We start from the raw sequence: 14,189 nt of genomic DNA, 5'->3' as shown, positions 1-14,189 counted from the left end.
TATAACGTCAGGAACCCTGTGGGGTTTCTCCGCGCGCCAAGCGTGCATTGATGTCTTCGATGACTGCTGGCAACTCAACGATGGTGTCGATCAGGTAATGCGGGCGTGAGTCTTCGAACATCTTGGTGATGCGTGTGCGCTCTTCAGCCAATTGGTTGGAGGGTAGGGCCTTGTACTGATCGTAGGTCAAACCCAGTGCGTTTCCAGAGCAGGTCAGTGCGACGGTCCACATACCCGCGCTACGACCTTCGAGGATGCCCGGCCAGGTGTCGTCGACCTTGACGCAAGCCGCAACGTCGCTGATTCCCAAGGCAATCACGTTGGCCAAGGCCTGAGCCGGGTACGGGCGACCGTTGGGGACTTCGTCGGTCGCAACCACGTGGTCGGCGACGTAGCCGTTTTGTCGCGCCAGCTCGACTACTTTTTCCATGACGACTGTCGGATAGCCGGAGCAGGAGCCGATTTTCAGGCCTTTGTCGCGCAAGGCATCAATGGCGTCCAGAGCCCCGGGAATCAGCGCGGAGTGCAGTGCGATCTTCTCGATCTGAAGTGGCATGAAACGCTCATAAAGCGCCGTGACATCTTCATCGGTCGGCAAGCGATCAAAGGCCGCACGGTAGCGTTCAGCGATCTGCGGCTGGTTGCACAACGTGCGGATATGGTCCCACTTGCCCATGCCCATGGGGCCACGCGCTTCTTCCAGCGAAACGGCAACGCCGAATTCGGCGAACGCTTCGACGAAAATCTGAGTGGGGGCGAAGGAACCGAAATCAACGACGGTGCCCGCCCAGTCCAGGACCACTGCTTGCAGTTGATCAGGTTGTTTGTATTGCATGGCACATCTCCACTTTTAGGTAGGGGTAGGCCGTCCCTCTCGTCAGTGAGAAGTAAGCCTGTCGATTGTTCAAACGCGTTACTGGATCAGGTTGTCGGGGTTGGACTTGAGTCGAACAACTCCGCGATCATCGGCCGGTTTCTGCGAATACCGAGGCAGCACAGGTGGTAGTCGATGGAAAACGGATGATCGACAAACGTGATCGGCTTTGTGCCTGGTGTTTCGGCGTACTCGACGGCGGAAACGAAACCGATGCCGATGCCCTTGGCGATGGCGTGGACGATGGCTTCGCGACTGTTCAACTGCATGACGCAGTTCAGCGCAACACCCAGACGCTTGCAGCTTTCTTCAACGAGCTGACGGGTACGTGAACTTTTCTCCCGAAGGACCCACTTCTCGTCGCTGATCTGCTCGACGTACACCTCTTTCTGCCGTGCCCATGGATGGTCATCCCGGGCGACGGCAATAATCGGATAACGCCGATAAAGCTGAGTATCAAAGCGCTGGTCGAATTCGGAGAGCGCAAGAATTGCCACATCAATATCGAAGTTGAAGAGACGATCCAGTGTTTCTTTTTCAGGCGAAAACGACGTTTCCAGTTCGATGTCTGGATGCCGTTGCATCAACTCGTATGTCAGGTTCATCGCGATGGGCGGAGAAACCGCACCCAGGCGCAACATGCCGGTTTTGCGTTGCTTGAAACTTTGCAGAAGTTGCACGGCTTCATCCTCTTGGCCAAACAGGCCTTGGGTGATCGCATAGAGCTTGTGCCCTGCCGAACTCATCTCGATAAAACGGCCTCGGCGGTGAAAGAGCTCGACGGAAAACTTCTTCTCCAGCGCGTTGACCTGTTCGCTGACAGTCGGCTGACCGACGCTCAAGTACTCGGCGGCGAGGGTGAAACTGCCGGTCTTCGCCACCGCATGAAAGGAACGTAGCCACTTGTGGTACTGGTACATAGAAGATCCTGTTCCTGAGCTGCTGCCTTTGATTCGAACCGATATAACGAGCAATCAACGCCTGATGAACAGCGCGACCACCGCACTGCTTAGGCACGCAGCGGTCACCACGATGAAGATCAACGATGTATTGCCGGTACTGTCGAGCATACTGCCGATCAAGGGTTCCGCCAGGCCGGCGAACAGATAGGACGAGAAGTTCATCACGCCGGTTGCCGTACCGGCCCGTTTTGCCCCGACCAGGTCTGGACACAGTGCCCAGAAGCTGGAAGCAGGGCCGTAGACGAAGAAGCCGCAAAGGAACAACGCCACAAGACCGGTCGCGCTGTGAGGCGTAAGGGTCCACATCCACAGGCTGGTGCCTGCACCCAGGAACATGTAAAGCATGATTGCCAGGTAGCGTTTGGAGCCGAACAGTTTGTCCGATATCCAGCCATTGCTGAGGGCGCCGATGGCCATGCCGACGGGCAGGGCCACCGTGATCCACTTCGGATCGATCATGCTGTCACCGCTTTTCCAGTCGGCACCCAGGAAGTGCACCGGCACCCAGACGATCAAGCCATAGCGAGCGGCGTTCTGAAATCCCAGGGACACGGCGGCGATAATCAAGCGGAAGTTTTTCAAAACGGCTTTGTAGCGTTGCGCGGAGGTTTCGACTTCGCCGTGGGCCACTTCGTGATTTTTGTCATCGGCATTGGCGACGCCCGTATCGGCGAGTGGTTCGAAACCCATGTCTTGCGGACGTTCGCGTGCCACCAGGTAAAAGATGATGCCACCTGCCAGCATCAGCAAGACCGGCAGACGGAAGATCCAGCGCCACTCCAGTTGCAGCACTTCCAGAACCACGATTGAAGTGACATAGGAAAGGACCGAGGCGCAACCGGCGGCGAATACGTAAAAGCCATACACCTTGCCGCGCTCGCCAGCGCTCCACCAATTGGAGATGAGTCGGCTCCCGGGCGCCCAGCCCAATGCCTGGAAGTATCCATTGATGCCCCACGGCAGGATCAGCGTGGCGAAACTACCGGCGAAGCTGGTCACCCAGTTGGCGCCACAAGACAGGACCGCTCCCACGGTCATGATGCGTCGGCCGCCGAATTTGTCGGCGAGATTGCCGTTGATGGCCTGGCCAATGGCATAGGCCCAAAGCATAGCGGCCGATGCCCACCCCAGGTGTTCCTTGGTAAAGCCGAACTCGGCCTGGATACCCGGAATGGCGAAACCGAACGTTTGCCGCCCCGTGTAGAAGAACAGATAACAGAACATGGCCGCCAGCAGCATGCGCCATTGGGCGACACGAAACGACGAGGTGGAGACTGCGAGACCTGGCATGGTTTGGGCACGATTCATGATCTTTTCCTTATTATTGTTCGGTCCGTCCGAGGGCGTCGGAAGGTGCACCCTTTTGTGGATGCGGCAGGAAATCGTCGCGGCTCGTTACGCCGCTGGCAGTGCTTTGGCTGGACGGGCTCTAGACGGCTTGTGAACCAATGAAGTTCTTGCCTCGTGCGCCCTGCATGGCGAAATGAATCATCTCTTGGGCTTCACTTGGCGTGACGCCGTAGTCGGCAAATTCCGTCTTTACCTCCAGGCTGTGCAGAAACTCGCGTAGCCGGGCTTGAGCCTTGTGCAGGTCATTGCCGAATATTCGCTGAAGGGTTCGGTCGCGTGCCTCGTCATGGCCCCATGCAAGGCCCAGCACCAGCGGGAGGGTGAAGGAACAGGCGATGCCATGGGGCAAGCCATGGCGCAGGGTCATCTCGTAGGAAATGGAGTGGGCGAGGGCGGTCTTGGTGTTGGAAAATGCCATCCCGGCCTTGAGTGCCGCGAGCGCCATCCTGCAACGCAGATCTTTGTTGGACAGATCACGACGCAGCAGTGGCAAGCATCCCAGGATGTCCTCAATTGCAGAGATCGCGAAGGTGTCGGAAATCGGATTGGCATTAATGTTCCAGATCGACTCCAGCGCATGCGACAGCGCATCCAGGCCGGTGGAGACGGTGACGCTGGCAGGAACCGTCAGCATTAACTCCGGGTCGACAATGGCTATCGTTGGCCAGGTACAGTCCAGATGCAGAGAATATTTCTTGTGGCTGGCGGCGTCCCAGATGGTGGCCCAAGGGGTGACTTCGCTACCGGTACCCGCAGTGGTCGGGGCCGCGATCAATATCTTGCTGCGCGCGGGGACGAAGGGCTTGCCGGTTGCCAGCAACGCAAGCAACTCATCGAAGCTGCCGGATTCGGTACCCACAATCAATGCCTTGGCCGTGTCGATTGCACTGCCCCCGCCAACGGCGATGACCAGGTGGCATTCGCTGGCCTCCTGCCAAAAACGCTCGTAAGTACCGCGCAATTGCGCCACGTCTGGATTGGGTTGGACATCCTCGATCACATACACCAGCCGGTCGCCCAACAGTTCCTGAATGCGATCCACCAATCCCAAGCCGCGCGCTTCGGGAAAGGTCACGAGGGCAACGGTCTGGTTTTCGGTGATGTCGGCAAGTTCGAGCAGGCTGCTCCAGCCGAAACGTGTATCCACGGGATTGTGAAAGCGGGTCGTCATTGCGGTTCCTTTGTTCTTGTTGTTGTACGTGGCTCCATGCTCGCGGACCATCGGCAACAGTACAAATCGATAATTCGCAGGCTTGAATCGGCTGGGCCGATACAGCTGGACGGGTCGGGACATTGCATAGATAGGTGGGCGCGTCTTCAAACTGTACGCTGGTGTACATCCTCTGTACGCCAGAGAACTCGCAGGGTACAGTGGAGCGGAATTTTTGATAAAGGTGGAACCCGAGGATGTCGCAGACAGCAAAGACGCGAACCAAGGCGCAAGACGCGGGCTGGCGCGGCTCTGTCAATGGCTGGCTGGAAGCCGCTTACGATGCCCTTAAGGAGTCCGGTGTGGACGCGGTGCGGGTGATGCCGCTGGCCAAGCGGCTGAACTTGTCTCGTACCAGTTTCTACTGGTTCTATGCCGATCGGGAACAGTTGCTCGCAGCGCTGCTGGCCCGGTGGCGGGACAAGAACACCGGCGGCCTGGTCCGCCAGTGCGACAGTTACGCAGAAAGTATTTCCGAAGCGATCCTCAATGTCTTCGAATGCTGGGTAAACCCTGATCTGTTCGACTCACAGTTCGAATTTGCAGTGCGCAGCTGGGCACTGCAATCCGACGAGGTTGCCGCCGAAATCGCGGTAGCGGATGAGACGCGGATAAATGCCCTGGCCGGCATGTTCCGACGCTTTGGCTACGAGGCAGAGGCCGCCGACGCACGGGCCAGGACGATTTACCTCACGCAGATCGGCTACATTTCCATGAAAACCAGTGAAGACATCGTTGTGCGTTTCCGGCGAATCCCTCAGTACGTCACCGTGTTTACCGGCAAAGCGCCGAAGCGGCGTGAGCTCGACCGTTTTTATGGAAAGTTCGGCTACGCGGAAAAAGAGCCAGGCGTTTTTGTGTCGCTGCTCGACACCTTCGAGGAGGCGACTCCCGATGCACAATAGAACCCTGGGCATCATCGGCGGCACCGGCTGGTTGGGACGTGCAATCGCCGAAGCGCTGCTGGACAGCGGCTTTATCAGTGCTGATCGTTTGCTGGTTTCGAACCGCTCCGGCAGCAGCACTTTCGGGCCTCAGGTGCGGCTTCTCGCAGACAACCAGCAGTTAGTGGAGCTCAGCGATATTGTCATGTTGTCGATCCGGCCGGAGCAGTTCCGTGAACTTCAGATCGACGCCAAAGGCAAACGGGTGATTTCCCTGATGGCGGGGGTCCCGGCGGCTGCTATCAGTGCGGCTACCGGCGCGGATTTGGTGATACGGGCGATGCCGAATGCCGCCGTGGAAATCAGGCAATCGTTCACCCCCTGGTACAGTGCCGGCAGCCTGTGCGAACGCGACCGCGCGCTGGTGCAGCGGCTGTTCGAGTGTGTGGGGGCGGCGGACGAAGTACCCGATGAGGACTGCATCGATTACCTCAGTGCGCTCTCCGGTACCGGGCCTGCTTTTCCGGCAATGCTGTACAAGGCGCTGGTCGGCCAGGCAGTGGCTGCGGGCATTCCCCCCGCCATCGCACAACGAGCCGCACACGGTGTAGTGGTGGGTGGCGGTCAGCTGCTTGCCCGCCACGATCCATTGCAAATAATAGAAACCCTGATGGCTTACCGTGGTGTGACTGCGGCGGCACTGCAATCGATGGCCGATCAGAATATCGAGGCCGTTGTGGGACGTGCATTGCAGAACGGTGCGGACGTAGCCCGGCGAGGCATGTAATCAGACGCAACTCCCTGTAGGAGCGAGCAAGCTCGCTCCTACAGGTTTTGCATCGGGTCAGATTTCTTTCACCAGTCGCAGGGCATCGTAGATGGCCGCGTGGGTGTTGCGAGCGGCCACCGCGTCACCAATCCTGAACAGCTGGAAACGCCCTTCGGGGTTGGTGACGATGTTCTGTGCCTTGCCAGCGATGAGGTCGTGTTGTTCCACCGCGCCGCCATTGCTCGAATGTGGGCGAAGGTCGAAGTACAGGTCGTCCAGGGGAATCGTGCCGTGGTTGACGACGACCTGGTCGACGACCCGCTGTTTGTGAACCTTGCCGTAGTCGCTGCCGAAGATCGCAACAAGCCGACCATCGCGCTTTTCGACCGCCTCGACCCGGTAGGTGACCGTGAAGGTGACGTTCAGGTCCTGCAGGCTGCGCATGTAGGGCACCAGATTCATGGCCATCACTTCCGGCGCAAACGCGCGGTCAGGGGTGACGATCTCCACGCTTGCACCGCTTTGCGCGATGACCTCGGCAGCTTGCAGGGCGGCATGATCACCGGCGTCATCGAAAATCAACACATTGCGGCCAGGCTTGATGTCGCCGGAGATAATGTCCCAGGTTGAAACCACCAGCTCGTTGCCCCGGCTCAGCACCTCGGTGTGGGGCAGGCCGCCGGTCGCAACGATGACCACGTCCGGTTCATGCGCCAGCACCGTGTCGGCTTCGGCCCAGGTGTTGAAGTGGAACTTGACGCCCAGACGCTCGCACTGGGCCATTCGCCAATCGATGATGCCGATCATCTCGCGGCGGCGCTCGTTCAGGGCCGTCAGCCGGATCTGTCCACCGGGCTGATCCGCTGCCTCCAGCACCGTGACGTCATGCCCACGTTCGCCAGCGACTCGCGCCGCCTCCAGCCCCGCAGGACCGGTGCCGATGACCAGGACCTTGCGTTTTAGCGCAGCCTCGGCAATGTCGTGAGGCATGGTGGTTTCCCGGCCGGTGGCCGCGTTGTGGATGCAATAGGCCGCGCCACCCTGGTAAATACGGTCAAGGCAGTAGTTCGCGCCCACGCAGGGGCGAATGTCTTCTTCACGCTTTTCGATGATTTTGCGCACGATGTGCGGGTCGGTCATGTGCGCACGGGTCATGCCCACCATGTCCACCTTGCCCGAGGCGATCGCATAGCGCGCCGTGGCGACGTCAGGAATCTTCGCCGCGTGGAAGGTCGGGAATCCCGTGGCAGAACGAATCTCGCCGGCGAAGTCCAGGTGCGGCGAATTGCGCATCCCCTGGATCGGAATGACATCGGTCAGGCCTGCGTCGGTGTCGATGTGGCCGCGCACCACGTTCAGGAAGTCGACCAACCCGCTGTCCTTCAGCATATGGGAAACCTGCATGCCCTCACTGGCCGTGAAGCCGCCCGGCAGCACTTCGTCGCCGGTGTAGCGAACCCCTAGCAGGAAGTCTTCTCCGACGCGCTGGCGAATGCCTCGCAGTATGTCGAAAGTAAAACGCATGCGGTTTTCCAGCGAGCCACCGTACGGACCTTCGAGGTCATTGGTCAGCGGCGACCAGAACTGATCCATCAAATGCCCGTAGGCTTGCAGTTCCAGGCCGTCCAGACCCGCAGCCTGCATGCGCTCGGCGGCGTCCACGTAGTCCTTGATGATCCGCTCGATGTCCCACTCTTCCATTTTTTTCGGGAAAGAACGGTGCGATGCCTCGCGACGATGCGAGGGTGACACCACCGGCAACCAGTCGGCCTTGTCCCAGCGGGTACGACGACCGAGGTGGGTCAGCTGGATCATCACTGCCGCGCCGTGTTCATGGCATTCGTCGGTCAGGTCCTTCATCCATTTGACCACTTCGTCCTTGTAGGCCAGCACGTTGTTGAACACCGGCGGGCTGTCCCGAGATACCGCTGCGGAGCCTGCGGTCATGGTCAGCGCAACCCCGGCCTTGGCGCGTTCTACGTGATAAGCGCGATACAACGCCTGGGGCATGCCATCGACCGGGTAGGCCGGTTCGTGCGCGGTGGTCATGATCCGGTTTCTGAGGGTCAGGTTCTTGATTTTGTAGGGTTGCAGCAAGGGATCGCTGGACATCGTGGTGCGCTCCAAGGTGGGCTTCATCAGGCTCGGCGACTTGAAATTAGGATAAATGTACATAGGTGTCAACGGCGCATGACACACATGTACATTTTTCTTGCTTGAGGCAAAACTCACCGATAAGATCAGGCTTGAAGGGAGCAGAGGACCGGCCACCACATCGCGCTCGGCACGACGTGAAGAGGATTGCGAGGAGGCATCGGTGGAGGAGGGCTGCGCTGCCCGGATATGAAGCAGCGAAGACTGCACTATTCACGACCGTAAGGCCGTTCAAACGAAGACAACCTGCCTATCACACCTAAATAGGAAGACGCTTGATGAACGTTCATTCGCCCTATCGAAAAATAGCCTGTGCCTGTCTGTTCGGCTTTGCGCTGGTAACAAGCACTGCCTCGACGCAGGCTGGCGAACCGCCGCCAGTGCGCATTGGCTGGGTCAACTGGTCCGACACCGAGATCACCGTCAAACTGGCCAGTACCGCATTGCAGGAGCATCTCAAGCAGCCGGTCAAATTGGTGATGGCCGATATCGGCATTCAATTCCAGGCCTTGGCCAACGGTAATATCGACCTCATTCCAATGGTGTGGCTACCCAGCACCCACAAGGCGTTTTACGACAAATACCGGGACAAGCTCGAAGATCTGGGCGTGCTTTACGAGGGACGGATCGGCATGGCAGTGCCCACCTCGGTGCCCGTCAGTGAAGTGTCGAGCGTCGAGGACCTGAACAAACCGCAGGTCAGGGAAAAACTCGACGGCAAGATCCTCACGTCCGAGGTCGGCAACGGCCAATACAAGCTCACGGTCAAGGCCATCGAGGAATACAAACTCACCGGTTACAAGCTGGTGGCGTCCTCGGAAACCGGCATGCTCAACGAGCTCGATCGCAACCTCAAGCGTGATAAATGGTCATTGGTGAATGCCTGGAGCCCACACTGGATGTTCTCCAAATGGTCGCTGCGCTACCTGGATGATCCCAAGCAGATCTTTGGTGGCGCCGAGCAGATTCACGCCATGGCACGCAAGGGTTTTAGCCAGCAGTACCCCGAGGTGGCGTACTTCTTCGCCCATTACTCGATTCCTCAAGCCGACCTTGAAGCGCTGATGATGCAGGCACGCCAAACCTCCTCTGACCAGGCTGTGGCCGCTTACTACGCAGCCAACAAGCCTCGTTTCGAAGCGATGTTCGACAAAGGTGAGCAGAGAGTCAGCCGCCAGCCTTGATGGTCTGGCAGGAAAACAGCAGGCAGGCAGGTCTGCCTGTTGTGGGAAGAAACCAGCTTCAAAGACCCCGAGCAGAAACCGCAGGGTATAGAGCGACCAGGCGCTTTCGACGTAGGCCATGGCGATGGAAGTCAGGCAACGACAGACTCGACACGCTCATCAACTGCTGAGTGACCGGTTGAATCCACCGCCGTTTTCAGCGGGTCAACAGTCAGGCCTTGACCCAGCGTTGGCGGCTCCAGCTGCTCAATGAATCGACGGCGCATACCAGTAGCAGCATGGCCAGAATCACCGTGCTGGCTTGAGCTTCCTGGAACAGGCTGAGGCTGACATAGAGCATTTGCCCCAAACCACCGGCGCCGACGAAACCGAGCACACTGGCCATGCGGATATTGTTTTCCCAGCGGTAGAGGATGTAGGCCAGTAGCTGTGGAAACAGGTTGGGCAGTGATCCGTAACAGAAAGCCGATACGGCATTACCACCCTGCAGGCGGATGGCTTCGGACGGCTCTGGCGGGGTATTTTCCAGCGCTTCGGCAAACAGTCTACCCAGTACACCGGTGGTGTGCAGGGCTAATGCCAGGGTGCCGGCATTGGGGCCGAGCCCGGCGGCCAGGACCATCAGCGCCGCCCATACCAGTTCAGGAACCGCACGCAAGGCGTTGAGGACAAGACGCGACGCACTCTGCAGAGGCCAGCCGAAGCGCCCGGCCGCGGGCAATGCCAATAACAGACCCAGTACCGCCGCGAGCAAGGTGCCGAGGGCGGACATGGCAATGGTTTCCAGGGCTCCGTGGCCGATGGCTTGCAGATGGCCCGCGCTCAGGTCCGGGCTCAGAAAACGCTGCGCATAAGCGCCCATCTGATGCAGGTTGCCGGTGTCGCCGAGCTCACCGAGGTCGATGCCCAGGTAGATGAACGAGGCGACGACCGCTGCACCGATGCACAGGAGCAGCACGAGGTTGATCAGGCGATTCATGCCAGCCTCCAGCGCAGCAGGCGGCTGAGTTGATCGGCGAGCAGTACCAGTACGAGAAACGTCAGTAACAAACTGGCCACTTCACCGCCGGCGAACATGCGCAATGACAGATCCATTTGCTGGCCCAGACCGCCTGCACCGACGAAGCCCATCACCACCGAGGCGCGGATGGCGCATTCCCAGCGGTACACCGTGTACGACAGCAACTCGGCAGCGACATTGGGCAGGATCCCGTAGCAAAAGGCTGCGAGCCGACCGCTGCCAGCCTGCAGTAGCGCGTGGGCCGGGCGCTGGTCGACCGACTCGAAAATCTCCGCGTAGACCTTGCCCAGCATGCCGCTGTAGGTAATGGCAATGGCCAGCACCCCGGCAGTCGGGCCCAGTCCGACGGCGCGCACGAACAAAAGCGCCCAGACAATTTCCGGCACGCTGCGCAGGAAGATCAGTAACCCGCGTACAGGCCAACGCAACAGTTGACCCCAATAGCTCGGATGGCCGGCACGGGAAGCAGCAGACAGCGACAGCGCACGACTGGCCAGCAGGCTGGCGGGGACTGCCAACAGCAACGCCAATGCCATTCCTGCCGTGGCGATCGCCAGGGTCTGTAGGGTGGCTTGCAGCAACAGCTCAATGAACGCCTCGCCATGGGCCGGTGGCCAGAAGGCTGATACAAATTTGCCCATCTCGCTCTGGCTGTCACTCGCCACCAGTACGCTGAGGTCCAACTCGCTGAAGTGGATGCCCGGCCACAGCAGCGCAAGAGCCAGCAGACTGAGTAGCAGGCGGGGGCGGGCGGCCGGATCGCGGGTGGCAGACGTCAGCATCGCGGAATCTGCACACTCAAAGGGGCCGGAGCAATCGGTGGGGATTGCAATTGCTCGTTGGCGTAGAGCTTGTCGAGCAGCTCACGGTCGACTTCGCTGGCCGCAAGGTCGAACAGGATCTGTCCGTCACGCAAGCCGATGATGCGCGAAAAGTGCGCAAGGGCCAGCTCCACCGCATGCAGGCTGGCGACCAGGGTGACGTTGTGCTCCCGCGCATGGCGGCAAAGTACCGAAAGCGTGTGCTCGGCGAGCACCGGGTCCATGGCCGATACCGGCTCATCGGCCAGTAACACTTCGGGCGCTTGATACAACACGCGGGCAATGCCCACACGCTGTAGCTGCCCTCCGGACAGCTGCTGGCATTGCGCGAACAACTTGTCGCCCAGGTCGAGCCTGGCCAATGCCGCGCGTGCACCCGGAATATCCAGCGGATGCAGCAGGTTCAGCAGGCTCTTGCCCAGCCCCCACTGACCCAGCTTTCCAGCCAGAACCGCGGTGACCACGCGCTGGCGCGGTGGCAGGGGTGGCGATTGATGTATCAGGCCGATGCGCGCGCGCAGACGCTGGCGCTGACGGGCAGTAAGCTGCCAGGCTCGTTCGCCGAGCACCTGCAGCTCGCCGTTGTCCGGTCGCAGGGCGGTGGCCAGCAGGTTGAGCAGGCTCGACTTGCCCGCGCCGGACGGACCAATGATGGCGACCTGTTCGCTTGCACCGATGTGCAGGTCTACACCACGTAGCGCCTGGACGCCGTTGACGTGGGTAAGGCTGACCTGGGTCAGATGCAACGTCATTTGAGCAGATCGGCGGCGCGTGCGGCTTCCTCGATACCCTTGTAGTTCTCAGGCTTGGTTTCGATGAATCGACTGGCGGCCTGCAGATCCAGAACCTCCTTGTCTTTCGGGTTCGCCGGATCGAGCGCAAGAAAGGCTGCCTTTATTTTGGCCGCCAGTGCCGGGTCGAGGGTCCCGCGCACCGTCCAGTTGTAGTCGAAGTAGGCTGGGGTGGTGGCAAACACTTTGACTTTGTCGGTGTCGACTTTGCCGGCGGCGACCAGTTTTTCCCACACGCTGGCGTTCAGTACCCCGGCGTCCACCTTGCCGGCCTGAACCCAGGCGACAGTGGCGTCATGGGCGCCGGAGTAGCCCACGCGGCTAAAGTACGTTTCCGGCTTGATGCCATCCTGGAGCATGAAATAGCGTGGCATCAGACTGCCTGAGGTGGAGGACACAGAGCCAAACGCAAAGGTCTTGCCCTTGAGGTCTTTCAGCGATTTGACGGCCGGGTCGGCGGTGATGAATTTGCTGGTGAATTGGGCGTCCTGTTCACGTTGCACCAGCGGAATGGCATTGCCGGTTTTCAGACGGGCCTGCACGAACGTGAAGCCGCCCAGCCACGCCAGGTCGATTCGGTCGGTGGCCAGCGCCTCGACTACGGCCGGATAGTCGCTCACGGGCACGAACTCGACCTTCATGCCCAACTGTTGTTCGAGATAGGTGCCAAGCGGCTTGAACTTGCGCAACAGTTCGGTAGGGGCTTCGTCGGGAATCGCGCTGACTTTCAGGGTGTCGGCGGCCTGCGCTAACAGGGCGCAAAAAGACAGGACCAGGCTGATGGTCAAAGCCAGTGGACGCTTGAACATGGAAGTTCTCCGGTGCATTAACGCAAGAATATCGATGCGCCCGGCGCAAGCTGATTGCGGCATGGCGCTTTGTGAGGGTAGACGAAACGGAGCGATATTTTCCCATCGCCACGAAACGTGTGGTGATCGTCTCAGAGCTTGGCCAGCAGGCGGATAAGTTCGCGTTTGGCGGCCTCGCCGGAGTGGGCGCGTTTAAGTAGCCCTTGGGTCATGTTCTTGTACATTTCGACGGCTTCGGGCGAGGAGGTGACGCTTGCGATTCCCGTGTGGATATTGGGCAACTCACCCAGGCGGTATGGACTCACCGCGACATAGCTTGTGTGCGGTTGTTGAAATATCTGGAAGGTGGCGCTGGGCAATGTCTCGTCAATCAGGAAGATGTTGAAGCGCGAGCCTTCGTTGCCGATTTTGTCGATCAGATTCTCGACTTCACGACGAGCTAGCAGGGCTCTTTCCATCCTCACGCTGGGTGGCAAGTCAAGTCGGCCGACCAGGCCGATGTGCAGGTAACGTTCAATCTGGCGCAGGCTGATGATCGACTGGACCTCGAATTTCTGTTTCGAAAACGTCGCTTTACGTTCATTCAGAATGTCGAGGATTTGCGTCTGCATTGCGTCCTGGTTTGCATCGAAATCGTTGGGCCGGGCTTCGTCGAGCATGGTCTTGAAAAGCTCGGAGTATTCCGGTGACGTCAACAGATAGGAAAACGGATCGAAATACGATTGGATGCTGACAGACCGCGCTTCAAGCTGGCGCATTCGTTCGAAGTAACCCAAGGCGTTGTCGAAATACTCGGTGTCCGAGCCCAGCAGACTGGTGAGGGATACCTTGAGCAATTGTGCCAGCCGGTCCAGCGTCTCAAGCTTGACGATTTTACCGAGTTCCAATCGATAAACGGCGGCTCGGGAAATATCGAGTTTTTCGGCCACTTGATCGGCATTCATTTGGCGACCGATGCGGTAAGCCCTGAGGCGTTCACCGATGGCTTGATAGTCGATTTGGCTCACTGCAGCTCCGAAAGTCAGGTGTCCATGATTGTCATCTTCCACGTTCTCGCAGGTTGCGGCACTCGGACATTTGGAGTTTGCCTGCAAATTTTCTTGACCTCGAGAAGGCTTGACTGTATCAATATTTAGACAAAGTATAGCAAGTCGTCTAAAAAATACAAAAATGGTGCGGCCATGTCTACGACTATCCCTACGCAACTCCCTTTCGTCTTCCGGTATCGGTATGGATGGCAGGCCCGGGTTCGGGCTACCACACAGACGTTTAACCCCTGATCAGGTCTACCCATTCACTGCAATGGAAAGACCCGGTTCGCCTGGTGAAACCCATAAGGAGGAATGAACGCACCTTAAAC

General features: G+C 59.1%; 13 protein-coding genes. 3 read left to right on the top strand and 10 right to left on the bottom strand.

Going from position 1 to position 14,189, the window contains the following annotated elements; translation table 11 throughout:
- Nucleotides 1-7 precede the first annotated feature (7 nt).
- The 4 genes from phnX to psrA form a co-directional block, all read right to left on the bottom strand.
- A complete protein-coding gene (gene phnX, locus FQ185_RS02130) occupies nucleotides 8-835 on the bottom strand; it encodes a phosphonoacetaldehyde hydrolase (protein ID WP_149416014.1) in 828 nt (275 codons plus the stop codon).
- Between the two features lie 86 nt (nucleotides 836-921).
- Nucleotides 922-1,794, bottom strand: a complete 873-nt coding sequence (locus FQ185_RS02125) for a LysR substrate-binding domain-containing protein (RefSeq protein WP_149416013.1) — start codon at nucleotides 1,792-1,794, stop codon at nucleotides 922-924.
- A gap of 54 nt (nucleotides 1,795-1,848) precedes the next feature.
- A complete protein-coding gene (locus FQ185_RS02120) occupies nucleotides 1,849-3,144 on the bottom strand; it encodes an MFS transporter (protein ID WP_149416012.1) in 1,296 nt (431 codons plus the stop codon).
- 121 nt (nucleotides 3,145-3,265) lie between these two features.
- Nucleotides 3,266-4,357 (bottom strand): iron-containing alcohol dehydrogenase PsrA, encoded by a 1,092-nt coding sequence (gene psrA / locus FQ185_RS02115; protein WP_149416011.1) that lies wholly within the window; start codon nucleotides 4,355-4,357, stop codon nucleotides 3,266-3,268.
- A gap of 236 nt (nucleotides 4,358-4,593) precedes the next feature.
- Here psrA and FQ185_RS02110 point away from each other — a divergent pair, with 236 nt between their 5' ends.
- Nucleotides 4,594-5,301, top strand: coding sequence for a TetR/AcrR family transcriptional regulator (locus tag FQ185_RS02110; RefSeq protein WP_149416010.1), 708 nt, complete (start codon nucleotides 4,594-4,596; stop codon nucleotides 5,299-5,301).
- Complete coding sequence (locus FQ185_RS02105) at nucleotides 5,291-6,067, top strand: pyrroline-5-carboxylate reductase (RefSeq protein WP_149416009.1); 777 nt, start codon at nucleotides 5,291-5,293, stop codon at nucleotides 6,065-6,067. The genes FQ185_RS02110 and FQ185_RS02105 overlap by 11 nt, the downstream gene beginning before the upstream one ends.
- 57 nt (nucleotides 6,068-6,124) lie before the next feature.
- Here FQ185_RS02105 and FQ185_RS02100 read toward each other — a convergent pair whose 3' ends face one another.
- On the bottom strand, nucleotides 6,125-8,161 hold the full coding sequence (locus tag FQ185_RS02100) for an NADH:flavin oxidoreductase (RefSeq protein WP_149416008.1): 2,037 nt from the start codon (nucleotides 8,159-8,161) through the stop codon (nucleotides 6,125-6,127).
- Between the two features lie 320 nt (nucleotides 8,162-8,481).
- Between FQ185_RS02100 and FQ185_RS02095 the strand changes: the two genes are divergently transcribed.
- The gene (locus FQ185_RS02095; protein WP_149416007.1) at nucleotides 8,482-9,387 is read left to right on the top strand and encodes a glycine betaine ABC transporter substrate-binding protein; all 906 of its coding nucleotides are present in this window, start codon (nucleotides 8,482-8,484) and stop codon (nucleotides 9,385-9,387) included.
- A 211-nt stretch (nucleotides 9,388-9,598) separates the two neighbouring features.
- On the opposite strand, the gene phnE is transcribed toward FQ185_RS02095, so the two are convergent.
- From phnE to FQ185_RS02070, 5 genes are all read right to left on the bottom strand, one after another.
- Nucleotides 9,599-10,366: a phosphonate ABC transporter, permease protein PhnE gene (gene phnE / locus FQ185_RS02090; RefSeq protein ID WP_149416006.1), complete on the bottom strand. Its 768-nt coding sequence runs from the start codon at nucleotides 10,364-10,366 to the stop codon at nucleotides 9,599-9,601.
- Nucleotides 10,363-11,190 carry an ABC transporter permease gene (locus tag FQ185_RS02085; RefSeq protein ID WP_149416005.1) on the bottom strand — a complete coding sequence of 276 codons (828 nt, stop codon included), beginning with the start codon at nucleotides 11,188-11,190 and terminating at the stop codon, nucleotides 10,363-10,365. The genes phnE and FQ185_RS02085 overlap by 4 nt, the downstream gene beginning before the upstream one ends.
- On the bottom strand, nucleotides 11,184-11,981 hold the full coding sequence (locus FQ185_RS02080; RefSeq protein ID WP_149416004.1) for a phosphonate ABC transporter ATP-binding protein: 798 nt from the start codon (nucleotides 11,979-11,981) through the stop codon (nucleotides 11,184-11,186). Before FQ185_RS02080 ends, FQ185_RS02085 begins: the two co-directional genes overlap by 7 nt.
- Nucleotides 11,978-12,829: a putative selenate ABC transporter substrate-binding protein gene (locus tag FQ185_RS02075; protein ID WP_149416003.1), complete on the bottom strand. Its 852-nt coding sequence runs from the start codon at nucleotides 12,827-12,829 to the stop codon at nucleotides 11,978-11,980. The genes FQ185_RS02080 and FQ185_RS02075 overlap by 4 nt, the downstream gene beginning before the upstream one ends.
- 131 nt (nucleotides 12,830-12,960) lie before the next feature.
- A complete protein-coding gene (locus FQ185_RS02070; RefSeq protein WP_149416002.1) occupies nucleotides 12,961-13,836 on the bottom strand; it encodes a helix-turn-helix domain-containing protein in 876 nt (291 codons plus the stop codon).
- Nucleotides 13,837-14,189 lie beyond the last annotated feature (353 nt).

It is taken from the genome of Pseudomonas sp. ANT_H12B (genome assembly GCF_008369325.1).
Taxonomy (GTDB): Bacteria; Pseudomonadota; Gammaproteobacteria; order Pseudomonadales; family Pseudomonadaceae; genus Aquipseudomonas.
The sequence above is the reverse complement of the archived record's forward strand: the minus strand, read 5'-3'. Positions and strand labels throughout refer to the sequence as shown.